11 protein-coding genes are annotated in these 15,475 nt (G+C 69.8%); 6 read left to right on the top strand and 5 right to left on the bottom strand.

The genetic code is table 11. The features are described 5' to 3' along the window. Together ACFWP5_RS39085 and ACFWP5_RS39080 are read left to right on the top strand one after the other, a co-directional pair. Window positions 1–1,977, top strand: a 1,977-nt coding sequence (locus ACFWP5_RS39085; protein WP_384168096.1) for a D-alanyl-D-alanine carboxypeptidase, incomplete at its 5' end; no start/stop codon positions are given. Window positions 1,978–2,163: 186 nt separating this feature from the next. Further along, window positions 2,164–4,056, top strand: a complete 1,893-nt coding sequence (locus tag ACFWP5_RS39080) for an MFS transporter (protein ID WP_384168094.1) — start codon at window positions 2,164–2,166, stop codon at window positions 4,054–4,056. Here the strand turns inward: ACFWP5_RS39080 and ACFWP5_RS39075 are convergent, their stop codons facing one another. Further along, on the bottom strand, window positions 4,057–4,896 hold the full coding sequence (locus ACFWP5_RS39075; RefSeq protein WP_384168091.1) for a hypothetical protein: 840 nt from the start codon (window positions 4,894–4,896) through the stop codon (window positions 4,057–4,059). A gap of 81 nt (window positions 4,897–4,977) precedes the next feature. Between ACFWP5_RS39075 and ACFWP5_RS39070 the strand changes: the two genes are divergently transcribed. Beyond that, a complete protein-coding gene (locus tag ACFWP5_RS39070; protein WP_384168088.1) occupies window positions 4,978–5,766 on the top strand; it encodes an SDR family oxidoreductase in 789 nt (262 codons plus the stop codon). A gap of 135 nt (window positions 5,767–5,901) precedes the next feature. Further along, window positions 5,902–7,479 carry a sodium:solute symporter family protein gene (locus tag ACFWP5_RS39065; RefSeq protein WP_384168084.1) on the top strand — a complete coding sequence of 526 codons (1,578 nt, stop codon included), beginning with the start codon at window positions 5,902–5,904 and terminating at the stop codon, window positions 7,477–7,479. A gap of 6 nt (window positions 7,480–7,485) precedes the next feature. On the opposite strand, the gene ACFWP5_RS39060 is transcribed toward ACFWP5_RS39065, so the two are convergent. After that, window positions 7,486–8,604 carry an ADP-ribosylglycohydrolase family protein gene (locus tag ACFWP5_RS39060; protein ID WP_384168081.1) on the bottom strand — a complete coding sequence of 373 codons (1,119 nt, stop codon included), beginning with the start codon at window positions 8,602–8,604 and terminating at the stop codon, window positions 7,486–7,488. Window positions 8,605–8,939: 335 nt separating this feature from the next. Here ACFWP5_RS39060 and ACFWP5_RS39055 point away from each other — a divergent pair, with 335 nt between their 5' ends. Continuing rightward, on the top strand, window positions 8,940–9,440 hold the full coding sequence (locus ACFWP5_RS39055; protein WP_384168078.1) for a DUF2165 domain-containing protein: 501 nt from the start codon (window positions 8,940–8,942) through the stop codon (window positions 9,438–9,440). Here ACFWP5_RS39055 and ACFWP5_RS39050 read toward each other — a convergent pair. Together ACFWP5_RS39050 and ACFWP5_RS39045 are read right to left on the bottom strand one after the other, a co-directional pair. Continuing rightward, entirely contained in the window at window positions 9,433–9,984 is a 552-nt protein-coding gene (locus ACFWP5_RS39050) for a hypothetical protein (RefSeq protein WP_384168102.1), read from the bottom strand. The genes ACFWP5_RS39055 and ACFWP5_RS39050 overlap by 8 nt on opposite strands. 112 nt (window positions 9,985–10,096) lie before the next feature. Next, window positions 10,097–12,682, bottom strand: coding sequence for a bifunctional FO biosynthesis protein CofGH (locus ACFWP5_RS39045; RefSeq protein ID WP_384168075.1), 2,586 nt, complete (start codon window positions 12,680–12,682; stop codon window positions 10,097–10,099). Between the two features lie 352 nt (window positions 12,683–13,034). Between ACFWP5_RS39045 and ACFWP5_RS39040 the strand changes: the two genes are divergently transcribed. Continuing rightward, the gene (locus tag ACFWP5_RS39040) at window positions 13,035–14,579 is read left to right on the top strand and encodes a CehA/McbA family metallohydrolase (RefSeq protein WP_384168072.1); all 1,545 of its coding nucleotides are present in this window, start codon (window positions 13,035–13,037) and stop codon (window positions 14,577–14,579) included. On the opposite strand, the gene ACFWP5_RS39035 is transcribed toward ACFWP5_RS39040, so the two are convergent. Further along, window positions 14,542–15,423, bottom strand: a complete 882-nt coding sequence (locus tag ACFWP5_RS39035; RefSeq protein ID WP_384168069.1) for an endonuclease/exonuclease/phosphatase family protein — start codon at window positions 15,421–15,423, stop codon at window positions 14,542–14,544. The two genes, ACFWP5_RS39040 and ACFWP5_RS39035, sit on opposite strands and share 38 nt — an antisense overlap. Between the last annotated feature and the right edge of the window lie 52 nt (window positions 15,424–15,475).

Genomic DNA, 15,475 nt, shown 5'->3' with positions numbered 1-15,475 from the left:
CCCGTCTCGACCGAGCCCAAGACCGACGACCGTCCGAAGTCCGCCGAAGACAGCACGCCCCCCGACGCGACCGAGCCCAAGACCGACGACCGTCCGAAGTCCGCCGAAGGCAAGGCGCCCTCCGACGCGACCGAGCCGAAGGCCGACAGCCGCCCGGAAGCCGCCGAAGGCGAAATCGCCCCCACCGCAGACGCGGTTCCCGGTGCGGAAGCCGCCGACGGCGACACGGACGCGGAACCCCGGACCACCGGCACCGGCACCGGCACCGAAGACGCCGTCCCCGCCGCTGCCATCGCCGACGCCCCCGCCGACGCACAACCGAAAGCCGCCGACGACGAACCCGCCCCAAAGGGGCCACCCGCATCCGACGACGAGACCCGCACGGACGGCGCGGGTGGGAACACGAAGGCGGCCGACGGCGAAGCCGAGGCCGTCGATCACCCCACCGCCATCTTCAAGGCCGTACGACCCCCCAAGCCCGAGGTCGACCAGCCCACCACCATGCTCAAACTGGGCGGCGCCACTAAGACCCCCCAGCCCCCAAAGACCCCCAAGACCCCCGAGTCCGACGCCGAGCGCACCAGCAGGTTCGTCGCGCTCAAGCCCCTCGACGAACCCCGCAAGTACACCCCCCGCCCGGACGCCACCCGCCCCGTCTCCCAGGTCGGCCCCGAGCGCACCACCCAGGTCCCGCTCCCCCCGAAGCCCCCGCTCGACCTTCTCGCCGAGCTGACCAACACTCCCCCACCCCCGGAAACCCCGGTCCGCACAGCGATCCGCAGAGTCAAGATCTGGACCCCGCTGGTCATCCTCCTGGCGATCGTGTTTGCAGTAGTACAGGCCGTACGCCCACTGCCCACCCCCGGTCTCACCCTCACCGCCGACGACTCGTACACCTTCGACGGCAGCAAGGCGAACCTCCCGTGGCCCAGCGAGGGCCAGGGCTGGATGGACGTCAACGGCATCGGCACGATGGGCAACTTCGGCAAGCAGACGCCGGTCGCGATCGGCTCCGTGGCCAAGGCGATGACCGCGTACATCGTCCTCAAGGACCACCCCCTGAAGGCGGGCACGGAGGGCGCGAAGATCACCGTCGACGCCACCGCCGAGAAGGAGGGCGGCTACGACAAGGCCGGCGAGTCCACCCTGAACACCGTGAAGGCCGGCGACATCCTCACCGAGAAGCAGGCGCTCTCGGCGATCATGATCCCGTCGGCGAACAACATCGCGCGTCTGCTGGCCCGTTGGGACGCGGGCTCCGAGACGGCGTTCATCAAGAAGATGAACGCCACCGCGAAGTCACTGGGGATGACGAACACGACGTACACCGACGCCTCGGGCCTGAAGGAGACCACCGTCTCCTCCGCCGAGGACCAGGTGAAGCTGGGCAACCAACTGGTCAAGATCCAGGCCCTGATGGACATCACCAAGCTGCCGAGCTGGGTCGACCCGTCCGGTCACAAGTGGACGAACTACAACCGCCTGGTGCCGTACAACAACTCCCTCGGCATCAAGACCGGCACCACCACCGCGGCCGGCGGCAACCTGCTCTTCGCCGCCACCAAGCAGGTCGGCGGTGAGACGGCCGTCGTCGTCGGCGCGATCCTCGGCCAGCACACCGCGCCGATCATCGACACGGTCAACGCGGTCAGCAAGACGGCGATGCTCGCGGCGCAGGACGCGATGACCTCGGCGAAGATCCTGAAGAAGGGGACCGTGGTCGGGTACGTCGACGACCAGCTCGGCGGTCACACGCCGGTCGTCGTCACCAAGGACGTCGCGGCGGTCGGCTGGGCCGGCCTCAAGGTGAAGCTGTCCTTCGCCCCCGACGCCGTACCGCACACCGCGAAGGCCGGCACCAAGGTGGGCACGCTCACCGTGGGCGACGGTTCGAGCGGCGCCGTCAAGGTGCCGGTCGCTCTCCAGAAGGATCTCGCGGAACCGGCCTTGACCGCCAAGCTGACCCGTCTCGGCTGACCCACGAGGCGATGCACGTCACCGCATCCCGCCGACTGGCACCCACCCGGGAGCCCGTCGGCGGAGTGCGTGCTAGCGTCGCGAATCGGGGCACGTCGCCGGTCAGCGGGACGCGGCGTCGAACAGGCCGGGAACGGGACAGGACGCGGCCGAGAACAGAAGACGGGACACGGGGAGTGCCTTCAGGTGGCCACAGCGGAGCCGACACACGCCGACGATGCCGATCCGGGCCCGGTAGCCGGCCCGCGAATACACGTGCCCGCACACACCACGACAGATAGCGCGGCAACGGCAGCCGACGCTCAGCACACGGACGGCGACGAGACGCACGAGGGCGGCGGCAGCACCCGTCCGGCGACGTTCGTCGACCGCCTGCGCGCCCCCTTCCTCCGTCACCCGGTGATCGGCTTCACGCTCCTCTCCGGCGTCCTCCACGTCGTCTGGTTCTTCACGTTCGCGAACAGCGGCGGCGACCTCGCGGCGCAGGACGCCTGGGCGGAGTTCGTCGGCCGGCACCCGGACTCGGCGTACAACCTCGCCTGGTACGGCGGCATGCACCCGGTGTCGTACAGCGTGGTGTCGCCGTATCTGATGGCGGTGCTCGGCGTCCGTACGACGATGATGATCGCCGGGACGATCTCGGCGGGCCTGCTCACCATGATCCTGATCCGCAGCCGCTCGGTGAGGAACCCCCTGTGGGCCTCGCTCGCGGGTGTCTTCGCGCTGCTGTGCAACGCGGCGTCGGGGCGGGTGACGTACGGCCTGGGCATGGTGTTCGGGCTCGGCGCGGTGGCCGTGGTCTTCTGCTGGCCCCACCGCTGGCGCTACAAGCGCTGGGCGAAGGCCCTGTGCGCGGCCCCGCTGGCCGCGCTCGCGACCATGTCGTCGCCGGTGGCCGGGCTGTTCGTGGGGCTGGTGGCCGTGGCCCTGTTCCTGCAGAAGCGGCGGCCGGGCGCGTGGGCGCTGGGGCTGGCGCCGGCGGCCGTAGTGGCCGTGTCCGCCTGGCTGTTCCCGTTCTCCGGTACGCAGCCGATGACGTTCGGCTCGGTGATACTGCCGCTGCTGTCCGGGGTCCTCGTCTACTTCCTGGTGCCGCGCGAGTGGACGACCGTACGGATCACGGCGGCCGTGTACAGCATCGGCGTCATCCTCGTCTGGCTGGTCAGTTCGCAGATCGGCTCGAACATCAGCCGGCTGGCGATGCTGTTCGCCGGGGTCGCCCTGATCGCCGCACTGCCCTTCACGGTGCCGCGCTCGCGCAAGTGGTACGTGATCGCGCTGGCCTTCGTCGGCTTCAACGGGTGGATCGGCTTCAAGTCGGTCGACGACATCATCAACACCGCCCCGGCCGCGTCCTGGTCGCACGAACTCGCGCCGCTCGTCAACGAACTCCAGACGGTCGGCGCCGAGCGCGGCCGCGTCGAGGTCGTCCCGGCCCGCTCCCACATCGAGGCCTCCGCCCTCGCGCCGTACGTCAACCTGGCCCGTGGCTGGAACCGCCAGGCCGACATGGAGCGCAACCCGCTCTTCTACGACGACACGCTCAACTCCGCCAACTACCACGAGTGGCTTCAGCGTTGGGCCGTGCACTATGTCGTCCTGCCCAAGGACGAGCCGGACGGTGACGGCGGCGAGCGCGAACGGGCGCTGGTGCAGCGCGGGATGCCGTATCTGAAGCAGGTCTGGGGCGATGCCAACTGGCAGCTGTTCCAGGTCACCGACCCGGCGCCGCTCGCCGAGCCGAACTCGGTCGTCGACCGGGCCGAGCAGGGCGAGTTGACCATCGAGGTGAAGAAGAAGGGCCGGATCCTCATCCGCATCCCGTACTCGCCGTGGCTGAGCATCGTCGACGCGAAGGGCAAGAGCCTCAAGCCCCCGCAGGAGACCGACGCGTCCAAGCACCGTGCCGAGGGCACGCCGAAGACGTACGACAACCTCAACGGCTGCCTGATGGAGACGCAGGAGGACTCCAAGGGCGACAAGTGGACGATGTTGCTGGCACCGAAGACGGGGACGTACCGGCTGGCGGCGCCGTATCAGTTGCCCCGGGGCACTCCGTGTCCCGATGAACTGAAGTAGTCAGCGGAGCCGGTCCACGTACCTGTCCGTGCCCGGCACCGTGGGGATGAACGGGGCCACCAACTCCACCCGTCCCAGGCCCGATTCGGTCACCGGCGTCTCCAGGTCCGCGAAGTACTCCTCCCAGCAGTCGCGTGGATCCGCCTCCAGGAACCACAGCAACGTCAGCCGGGTGTCGACCCCTTCGACCTGCTTGACGTAGGTCATGCGGTCGCCCGGCAGTGGGGTCGGCCGGAAGACGGTCACCATCGCGGCCGGGGACCCGGCGAGCCGCTTGGGCAGATGCCGGGAGCGGAGCCACTCCAGCAACTCGGCGCGCTGCTCGGCCGATTCGCTGTCCACGACCTCCAACACCAGCCCGGCGTAAGGGTGGTCGAGGGCGTGGAAGTCCCTCGGTCCGGCCGCGCCGTCGCGGTAGACGGTCGCCTCGTGGTCCTGGAACGCGGTGAAGACATGGGTGCGGTCCTGGTAGACCCGGCCGTCGCGGTTGAGGCGTTTGTTGATGCCCACGGTCCACTTCATGTGGTCGTCGTAGCGGCCCTCGGTGACCCAGTACGTGGAGAGGTAGCAGCCGGCGGTGACGGGCTGGGCGATCGCCGACTTCTCGGGGGAGCGCAGGAGTTGGAGGTCGCGGGTGGCGACCCAGCGGCGGCCGGTGTACATCCAGGGCATGGCCATCGCGCCGGCGTAGTAGTGGTCGTCCTCGTACCAGCGGTTGTAGGCGTACTCGTGGCCGGGGTGCGGTTCGACCATGGTGATGAGCGCGTGGCCGGGCCGGACTCCGTACGGTCCTACGGCGGCCAGTTCGGCGTACACGTCGCTCCGGGTTTCCTCGCTCACGTCGCTCCCCTTCCGTCCTCCGCCGGTCGCCCATACTCTGACGCCCCGTCAGATAAACCGCCAGACCCCGGGAGGGATCGGATGTCGCTGCTCGCGGGCAAGACCGTCGTCGTCTCGGGGGTCGGGGCCGGACTCGGCCATCAGGTCGCCGCGGCCGTCGTACGGGACGGGGGAAACGCTGTTCTCGGCGCGCGGACGGAGGCGAATCTCGCCAAGTCGGCCGCCGAGATCGATCCCGACGGCGCGCACACGGCGTACCGGGCGACGGACATCACGGACGAGGCCCAGTGCGAGGCGCTCGTGGAGGTGGCGCGGGGGCGGTTCGGGCGGGTCGACGCGGTGGTCCAAGTAGCCGCGTGGGACAGCTACTTCGGCGGGGTCGAGGACGCGGACTTCGCCACCTGGCAGTCGGTGATCGACGTGAATCTGCTGGGGACGCTGAAGATGACGCGGGCCTGTCTGCCCGCGCTGAAGGAGGTGGGTGGCGGGTCGGTCGTGTTCATCGGGACGCAGTCGGCCGTCGCCGCTCCCTCGCAGGTGCGGCAGGCGGCGTACGCGGCGTCGAAGGGGGCGCTGACGAGCGCGATGTACTCGCTGGCAAGGGAGTTGGGGCCGTACCGGATCCGGGTGAACACCGTGCTGCCGGGGTGGATGTGGGGGCCGCCGGTGGAGGCGTACGTGCAGTTCACCGCGCACACGGAGAAGGTGCCGGAGGCGGAGGTGCTGAAGCGGCTGTCCGATCGGATGGCGCTGCCGGAGCTGGCGACGGACGGGGACGTGGCGGACGCGGCGGTGTTCCTGGCGTCGGAACGGGCGCGGGCGATCACGGGCCAGTCGTTGCTGGTCAACGCCGGGGAGCTGATGCGGTGAGTTCATGTAGGTGAACGCCGAACATCAATCCGAACGATTTTACTCCTCCTTGACCTCACGCTTACTTGTCGTGCTCACGCGCGACCGCCCACGATGAGCCCCGGGCTGAACCGGCTCAATCGTGGGAGGGCGCATATGAACGGGCTCGACTGGGCCGTGCTCATCGGCTATTTCGGCGTGATGGTGGCGATCGGTGTGTGGTCGCACAAGCGCGTCGACAACGTGAGCGACTTCTTCACGGCCGGCGGAAAAATGCCATGGTGGCTCTCCGGCATCTCGCACCACATGTCGGGCTACAGCGCGGTGATGTTCACCGGCTACGCGGGCATCGCCTACACGTACGGCGTCACGTCCTTCATCACCTGGTCGTTCCCGATCGCGCTGGGCATCGCCATCGGCTCCAAGCTGTTCGCGCCGCGCGTCAACCGGCTGCGCTCACGGCTCCATGTGGCGTCCCCGCTCGAGTACTTGAAGAACCGCTACAACCTGAAGACCCAACAGGCGCTCGCCTGGTCCGGGATGCTCCTGAAGATCGTGGACGTGGCCGCGAAGTGGGCGGCGATCGCGACCCTGTTGTCGGTGTTCACAGGCGTGTCCCTGAACCAGGGCATCCTCATCACCGGTGCGATCACGGCCGTCTACTGCACGATCGGCGGCCTGTGGGCGGACGCGCTGACCGAACTCGGCCAGTTCATCATCCAGTTGCTCGCCGGCGTCTCCATGTTCGTGGCCGTCGTACTGAAGTTGAACGACAAGGGCATCAGCTTCCTCGGCGCCTGGGACGAACCGGCGCTCCAGGGCCACGGCAAACCGCTGGTCGGCCCCTACGGCACGGTGTTCCTGCTCGCGTTCCTGTTCATCAAGCTCTTCGAGTACAACGGCGGCATGCTCAACCAGGCCCAGCGCTACATGGCCACCAAGAGCCCCCACGAGGCCGAGCGTTCGGCCCGGCTGTCGGCGGCGCTGTGGCTGATCTGGCCCACGGTCCTGTTCTTCCCCATGTGGATGTCACCGCTCCTGGTCCACGCGCAGAAGCCGGACGGCTCCGACGCGTACGGTCTGATGACCGAACAGCTGCTCCCACACGGCCTGTTGGGCCTGGTGGTCGTCGGCTTCTTCTCCCACACGATGGCGATGTGCTCGTCCGACGCCAACGCGATCGCGGCCGTCTTCACGCGGGACGTGGCGCCAGTGGTGTCCGCCAAGGCCCGTACGTGGAACGACCGTTCGGGGCTCATCGCGGCCCGCGTGACCACGGTCGTCTTCCTCGGCCTGTCGATGGCGGTGGCGACACAGATCAACTCGCCCACGTTCAAGGACATCATCACGGTCGTCATCAAGTGGGTCGCCGGTCTGATGGGGCCGATCGCGATCCCGATGATGCTGGGTCTGCTGCGGCCGTTCCGCAAGTCCGGTCCTACGGCGGCCCTCACGAGCTGGGCGGCCGGCCTGTTCGCCTTCTGGCTGGTCAACTACCCCATCAACTGGGAGGTCGACGGCGGAGTCCCGCTCCAGTACCAGGTGTCGATCCCCCTCGCCGTGTCCCTGATCCTCTACATCCTCATCGGCTACGTGAAGCCCGAGGACACCCCGGAACGGGACGCGCTGATCGAGAAGATCAACGGCGGCGGGGACGACGACGGAGACGCGGCGGCGGTGGCGGTACCGGCGCAGGCGGATGCGGGCGACGACGTGGTGGGCAGCCAGCCGTAGCCGTGGCTACGCCCCGCGCGGATACCGGGCGATCCAGCCGGGGGCGGATCCGGCCGGCCCGTGCAACGCGGGCCCCTGGGTCATCTCCACGGCGAAGTCGTCCGCGAGAACGAGCAACGTGGGACGGCCCTCCAGTTCGGCCAGCCAGGCCGGCGGGAGGGCCGTCTCGCCGTGCAACGCCCCGAGCAGCCCACCGGTGAGCGCCCCGGCGGTACCGGAGGGCCCACCGTGATTCACGGCGAGACACAGCCCATGCCGTACGTCCTCACCGACAAGCGCGCAGTAGACGGCACCCGCGAGCACCCCTTCCGCGCTGCCTTCCCCCACGAGTTCCTCGACCCGTGTGGAGGTGGGCATTCCCTGCCGTACGGCGCCGAGGGCGCGCTGCAGCGCGACGGAGACAGGCTGATGCCCGGGCCGAGCGGCCAGCAGGGCGAGCGCCCGCTGCACGGCGGCGTCGAGGCTCTCCCCGCGGGCGAGCCCGTGCACGATGACGGCGTAGGCGCCGGCGGAGAGATACCCCATCGGATGCCCATGGGTCTGAGCGGCACACTCCACGGCGAGCTGCATCACCAACTGCGGCTCCCACCCCACAAGCAACCCGAAGGGCGCGGAACGGGCGGTGGCCTCGCCCCCCGCCTCACCGGGATTCTTGGGCGCGTCGAGCGTCCCCATCCGCTCGTCCCCAAACCCCAGCAAACAGGCCCGAGTTGGATCGCGTCGCGCGTAGAGCCACTCCTCGCGCGCGAGCCACCCGTCGTCCTTGCGCCGCTCGTCGGGCCCCCAGTCGTGCTGGGTGGCGGCCCACCGCAGATAGGCCCGATGCAGATCGGTGGGCGGATGCCAGGCCCCGGTGTCCCGCCGAACCTGCGCCCGGATCAGCCCATCGACGGTGAAAAGGCTGAGCTGCGTGAGATGAGTGACGGCCCCACGCCGCCCGTACCCGAAGCCGAGATCCACGACGCCCTCCGCGCCGTAGGCCTCCCGGATCTCGTCGATCGCCAACAGGTCGACGGGCGCGCCGAGCGCGTCCCCCACGGCGGCCCCGAGCAGCGTCCCCCGCACCCGACTCCGAAAATCCTGCTGCTCGACCCGCCCCCAGACGGCCCCGATTGCCGTACTCACCACGACCTCCTCGGGGCTCCGTCCGTACGTACGAGTCAGCTCAGCACTGTAATCGAACGGGGACGGTGGGTTGAGGGGTGGCTCGGTATGCGGGGAGTTGGGCCGGTGCGAGGGGCGCGTTCGCGCCTCGCCGGCACGCCGCCTCGGCTCAGCGGCCAACCCCGGTCGGGGGGTCGCTGGAAGCTGGGGGCAAAACTAACCATTGTCTGCCCCAATAACCGGTTAGAAATAACCCCAGCCCGCGGACCTGGGCACCCTACTGGTGCCCCTACTGGTGCGTGCCTCTCGTCGACATGAGCGGTGAGCATCCCCCGTGCGTGGGGAAGGAAACTGTCATGGCCACCCCCACATCGCGCAACGCGGCAACCCTCGCCGCCACCCTCCTCACCGCCACCGTCGCCCTCTACATCGCCCTCGTCGCCTTCGGGAACATCACCGACTTCGGGACCAACCAGCAGTTCGTGCGGCATGTGTTGGCCATGGACACGACGTTCAAGGACGACGATCTGATGTGGCGGGCGGTGACCAGCAAGGGGCTGCAGGACGCGGCCTATGTCGTGATCATCGCGTGGGAGACGCTTGCCGCGCTCGTGCTCGGTTGTGGGACCTGGTTGTGGGTCCGGCGTGATGACGAGCGGGCCCGGCGGTTCTCCACGTACGGGCTGCTCATGCTCATGGTGTTGTTCGGGGCCGGGTTCATCGCGATCGGCGGTGAGTGGTTCTCGATGTGGCAGTCGAAGGACTGGAACGGGCTGGAGGCGGCGACAAGGGTGTTCCTGCTCAGCGGGGTCGTGCTGGTCGTGGTGCAGCTGACGGGGGACCGGTCCGCTACTTGACGACGATCACCTTCGTGCTCGTCGTCCCGAACGTCCACAGCGCCGCCCCGTCCGCCTTGCCCATCCGTACGCCGCCCGTCTCCTTGCCCGCCGCCGGCGGGGGCGAGGAGCCGTCCACCGCGTTGGAGAAGGCGATGTTGAGGCCGGACTTGGTGGCGAAGTAGACGATGTTCTCGATCTGGACGCCGTCGGAGCCCGTCGTGGCGTCCTTGCGGACCGACACCGTGTACGTGCCCGGGTCCGGGCTCACCGTGCCCGGCCAGACAGCGAACGTACGGCTCGCCTTGTCGCTCGCGTCGACCAGCCAGACCCGCTTCTGGCCGACGGCGTAGACGATGCGCCGCCCGGCCCCGGAGGCGGCCGGTACCGCGGCGGTCGTCGCGTGCGGCTTCGGGGACGTGGACGCGTGCGCGGACGCCGAGGCGCTCGGGCGGGCGGCGGAGGCCTTCGGGTGCGGCCCCTTGTCGGCCTGGACGGCCAGGACCGTGACCGCGGCGATCGCTCCCACCGTCAGACCGGTCACCCAGACCTTGGAGGCAGGCACGGGCACGCATCTCCTCAGCTACTCACAGCCCCCACATCCCGATCGAACAGGGGTCGGATCATCGTACCGGCCCCCCATCACGATGCCCGCCGCCTCCGCCCGCGCCGCCTCCTCAGTCCAGCACCGGCAACAGCTCCGGCAGATGCCCGTCCGACACCGCAGCCGCCCGCTGCCGCTCCTCCGACACCTCCCCGTACAGCGTGGTGCGCGGTCGTGCCGGCCGGCCCGCCAGCTCCGCTACGGCGACCAGGTCCCGCACCGACTTGTACGAGCCGTACGACGAACCCGCCATCCGCGAGATCGTCTCCTCCATCAGCGTGCCGCCGAGGTCGTTCGCACCGGAGCGCAGCATCTCCGCCGCGCCCTCCGTGCCCAACTTCACCCAGCTCGTCTGGATGTTGGGGATCCAGGGGTGGAGGAGCAGCCTCGCCATCGCCACCACCGCCCGGTTGTCCCGCATCGTCGGGCCGGGCCTCGCGATCCCCGCCAGGTACACCGGTGCGTTGGTGTGGATGAACGGCAGTGTCACGAACTCCGTGAAGCCGCCCGTCTGTTGCTGGATCCCGGCGAGGGTCCGCAGGTGGCCCAGCCAGTGCCTCGGCTGGTCCACGTGGCCGTACATCATCGTCGACGAGGAACGGATGCCCAACTCGTGTGCCGTCGTGACGACTTCGATCCATGTCGCCGTCGGCAGCTTGCCCTTCGTCAGGACCCACCGCACCTCGTCGTCGAGGATCTCCGCCGCCGTACCGGGGATGGTGTCGAGTCCCGCCTCCTTCGCCGCCGTCAGCCACTCGCGGATCGAAAGGCCGGTGCGCGTAGCGCCGTTGACGACCTCCATGGGGGAGAACGCGTGGACGTGCATTCCGGGAACGCGTTCCTTCACCGCTTTCGCGATGTCGAAATACGCCGTGCCGGGCAGGTCGGGGTGGATACCGCCTTGCATACAGACCTCAACTGCCCCGACCTCCCAGGCCTGTTGGGCTCGGTCCGCCACCTGGTCCAACGACAGCGTGTACGCGTCCGCGTCCGTACGGCGCTGCGCGAAGGCGCAGAAACGGCAGCCCGTGTAGCAGACGTTGGTGAAGTTGATGTTCCTCGTGACGATGTATGTCACCTCGTCCCCTACCACCGACTTCCGCACGTCGTCCGCGATCCGCGTCAGCGCGTCCAGCGCCGGGCCGTCCGCGTGCAGCAGCGCGAGCGCCTCCGCGTCGGTGAGGCGAGTGGGGTCGTCGCCCGCCGTCGCCAGTGCCTGCCGTACGTCCGTGTCGATGCGCTCGGGGACCATGCCGGGCGCCGCCGCCTCGCGCAGGGCTCCCCAGTCGCCGTAGACCTCGTCGAAGTCGTCACGACGGTCGGACGTACGGCCCTTCGTGTCGATCGTGGAGTGGAGATCCGTACGGCCGGACGACACGAAGGCCTCTTCCGGTTCCTGCCACGCGTGGCCCTCCACCTTCGCGTCCTCACGCGCCAGTCCCGTCTCCGGGTCCGCCAGGGCCCGTACGTGCGGCAGCAGGCGCGGGTCCAGCCACGGTTCGCCGCGGCCCACGAACTCCGGGTACACGCAGAGGCGTTCGCGCAGCTCGAAGCCCGCCTCCGCCGACTGTTCCCGCAGCAACTCGATCTGGGGCCAAGGGCGTTCGGGGTTCACGTGGTCGATGGTGAGCGGCGAGACCCCGCCCCAGTCGTCGATGCCCGCGCCGATCAGGCGCTTGTACTCCGAGTCGACGAGGTTCGGCGGGGCCTGGAGGCAGGCCGACGGGCCCATGATGTGCCGGGCCACCGCGACCGTCGCCACCAGCTCGTCCAGCTCCGCGTCCGGCATGCCGCGCATCGCGGTGTCCGGCTTGGCGCGGAAGTTCTGGATGATGAGTTCCTGGATGCCGTGGTACGACCGCGACACCTTCCGCAGCGCGAAGAGCGAGTCCGCGCGCTCCTCGTACGTCTCGCCGATCCCGATCAGGATGCCGGACGTGAAGGGGACCGAGGACCGGCCCGCGTCCTCCAGGACGCGCAGGCGTACGGCGGGTTCCTTGTCCGGGGAGCCGTAGTGCGGGCCGCCCGGCTCGGACCAGAGCCTCTCAGCTGTCGTTTCGAGCATCATGCCCATGGACGGGGCCACCGGCTTCAGCCGCTGGAAGTCCGTCCATGTCATGACACCCGGGTTGAGGTGCGGCAGCAGGCCCGTCTCCTCCAGGATGCGGATGGAGATGGCGCGGACGTAGGCGATCGTGTCGTCGTAGCCGTGCGCGTCGAGCCACTCGCGGGCCTCCGGCCAGCGGTCCTCGGGCTTGTCGCCGAGGGTGATCAGGGCTTCCTTGCAGCCGAGTTCGGCGCCCTTGCGCGCGATGTCGAGGACCTCGTCGGGGGACATGAACATCCCGTGGCCGGCGCGGCGGAGCTTGCCGGGGACGGTGACGAAGGTGCAGTAGTGGCACTTGTCGCGGCAGAGGCGGGTGAGGGGGATGAAGACGCTCTTCGAGTACGTGATCACGCCGGGGCGGCCCGCCGCCTCCAGGCCCGCGTCGCGCACCCGGGCGGCGGACGCGGTGAGGTCGTCGAGGGCCTCGCCGCGGGCCTGGAGCAGCACCGCCGCTTCCGTCACGTCGAGGGCGACGCCGTCACGGGCGCGTTTGAGGGCGCGACGCATGGAGTTCTCGGTCGGGCCGGTTCCGGAGCTCGCGGGAGTCGTCATCCTTCGAGCATACGATCGGCGTGATCAGGCCAAAGAGGGGCGCCCGATTCGTTCCGGCCGGGCAGGTCGTTACACGGTGTCACTGGCAGCGGGGCGCTCCGCTGGAAACGCCGTAGTGAACCTGCGGGCCGGTGGGGGCTTGTCGCGCCCGCGCGGCGGTAGCCGCACATGGAACACAGTCCCGCGCCGGCAAGCCCGCCCCGACTCCGGCCCCGGCGGACGCCGGTTTCCCGACACCCGCCGATTCCCTTTCCTTGCACAGGAGTTCACAGCCGACTATCAGAGTCGTACGGGTCACCACCGCTCACCTCCGCACCGTCCCTGTCACTCACGACACCCCGGGAGCAGCAGCATGTGCGACGACGACCACGGCACCGGCGATCACGACTTCGGGATGAACAGACGCGCGCTGATCGTGACGGGCGCCACCGCCGCGCTTACGTTGGGAAGCGTGACCTTCGCGAGCGGTGCGACGACCCCGGCAAGCGGCGCCCAGGAGACGCGGACGGTACGGGGCACGCTCCCGACCGGTTCGCCCGACTATGTGTACGTGCCTGTCGAGGTCCCCACAGGGGTCAACGAGATCAAGGTGGCCTACACGTACGACAAGCCGTCAGTCCCGGCCGGCACCCAAGGCAACGCCCTCGACATCGGCATCTTCGACCAGCACGGCACGGACCTGGGCGGCCGGGGTTTCCGGGGCTGGTCGGGCGGGGCCCGCACCGAGTTCTTCCTCCGGGTGGACGACGCGACGCCCGGCTACCTCCCCGGCCCCGTGCGCGCCGGCACCTGGCACATCGCGCTGGGCCCGTACACGGTGTCCCCGCAGGGACTGTCGTACGAGCTCACGATCACGCTCACCTACGGCGAACCGGGCGTCGCCCCGCGGCCGGTGTACCCGCCGGAGCGGGCGAAGGGGCGCGGGCGGGCCTGGTACCGGGGTGACTGCCACCTGCACTCCTGGTACTCGGACGGGCGCCGCACCCCCGCCGAGATCGCGGCGCTGGCGCGTGCGGCGGGCCTGGACTTCATCAACACGTCGGACCACAACACCCAGTCCTCGCATCCTCATTGGGCCTCGGAGGCGGGCGACGACCTGCTGATCCTGCTCGGCGAGGAAGTCACCACGCGCAACGGCCACGTCGTCGCCCTCGGCACTGAGCCCGGCACCTTCATCGACTGGCGTTACCGGGCGCGCGACAACCGCTTCGGAAAGTTCGCCCGCGAGATCCGGCGGGCCGGCGGCCTGGTGGTCCCCGCCCATCCGCACGCCACCTGCATCGGCTGCGCCTGGAAGTTCGGCTTCGGCGAGGCGGACGCCGTCGAGGTGTGGAACGGCCCCTACACGCCCGACGACGAGGTCGCCCTGGCCTCCTGGGACGCGACGCTGGTGGCGTCCGTGCGGGAGAGCCGGGAGTGGCTCCCGGCGATGGGCAACAGCGACGCCCACCGCGACCCGGACGCGATCGGCCTGCCCCAAACCGTCGTCCTGGCCGACGACTTGACGAGGGAGGCGATCCAGGACGGCCTCCGCGCGGGGCACTCCTACGTCGCCGAGTCCAAGAACCTCTCCCTCACCTTCACCGCGTCCGGCGGCCGGGCCGAACACGCGGGAATCGGCGAGCGGTTGAGGGTCGATGCGGACACCCCGGTCACGCTACGACTGGAGGCCACGGGCGCCCCCCGCTGCACCGTCCGCTTCGTGACCGACCAGGGGGTCCTGTTCACCAGCGATCCGCTGCCGGTGGGCGGGGCGGGCAGCGTGGAGTGGCACACGACGGCGTCCTACGCGGCGTACGTACGGGCCGAGTTGAGGCACGAGACGGCGGCGGGACCGGTACCGGGGGCGCTGGCCGCGTTCACGAATCCGATCTTCCTGGGCGCGGGCGGCAAGTGATCGTCCCGGCTGCCCAGGACCTGTCGTCGCTCAGGTCGACGACGATCGCCGCGTGGTCGGTCGGCCACACCCCGTCGACCGGCCCGTCCCCCGCCCGCCGTACGCCCCGCACGTGGCCGAGCCCACCTTTCCCGGTCGGCGCGACGAAGACGTAGTCGATACGGACACTGGGACCGAACGTGCCCGCGACATAGGGATTCGCGAGATCCCAGGTGGCCGAAGGCGCCCCCGGATCGGCGAAGTCCCAGGCGTCGATGAGGACTTGACCACCCACGGGCGGCGCGGTCTTGTACCCGCCGAACAACCGCACCTCGTCCGAGTCGGGCCAGGCGTTGAAGTCGCCGGTGACGACGGGCGGGAAGGGCCCGTCGCCACGGTGCTCGGCGACGAACTCCGCGAGCGCGGTGACCTGTTGGCACCGTACGGCCGAGGCGTCGGTGGCGGAGGAGAGGTGGACGGTGAAGAAGGGGACGCGGTGCCCCGGCGCGTCCAGCCCCGCGTACAGCGCGAGCCGGCCGCCGTCACCGTCCCCGGGCGGCAGCGGCAGTACGGCCCGCTCGGCGACGGGCCAGCGGCTGAGGACGGCGTTGCCGATACCGACGGTGGGGTCGCCGAGCCGCCGCTGCCAGAACCCGGGGTCGTGGGAGGCTCCCCAGGTCCAGTGCATCCCGAGTTCCCCGGCGAGCCACGCGGCGAGGTTCTCACCGCCGGCTCCCCCGGTGTCCCACACTTCCTGCAACCCGACGACATCGGGCCGCAGTTCACGCAACACGGCGAGAATCGCCTTCTGCCGGGCCTCCCAGGGCCCGTACCGCCACCACAGGTTCCACGTCACGACGCGCACGGGATCATTGAAGTCCACGGACACACCCAGCCGACAGGAGATCCGGAAACCG

The sequence above is a fragment of the Streptomyces sp. NPDC058469 genome (assembly GCF_042721125.1).
Taxonomy (GTDB): domain Bacteria; phylum Actinomycetota; class Actinomycetes; order Streptomycetales; family Streptomycetaceae; genus Streptomyces.
This window is presented reverse-complemented; position numbering and strand designations above follow the sequence as displayed.

What these genes read in the sequence shown, in the direction of transcription:
- ACFWP5_RS39070 (WP_384168088.1), top strand. Translation starts at nt 4,978, where the DNA reads ATGTCGCTGCTCGCGGGCAAGACCGTCGTCGTCTCGGGGGTCGGGGCC.
- ACFWP5_RS39065 (WP_384168084.1), top strand. Translation starts at nt 5,902, where the DNA reads ATGAACGGGCTCGACTGGGCCGTGCTCATCGGCTATTTCGGCGTGATG.
- ACFWP5_RS39055 (WP_384168078.1), top strand. Translation starts at nt 8,940, where the DNA reads ATGGCCACCCCCACATCGCGCAACGCGGCAACCCTCGCCGCCACCCTC.
- ACFWP5_RS39045 (WP_384168075.1), bottom strand. Translation starts at nt 12,682, where the DNA reads ATGACGACTCCCGCGAGCTCCGGAACCGGCCCGACCGAGAACTCCATG.
- ACFWP5_RS39040 (WP_384168072.1), top strand. Translation starts at nt 13,035, where the DNA reads ATGTGCGACGACGACCACGGCACCGGCGATCACGACTTCGGGATGAAC.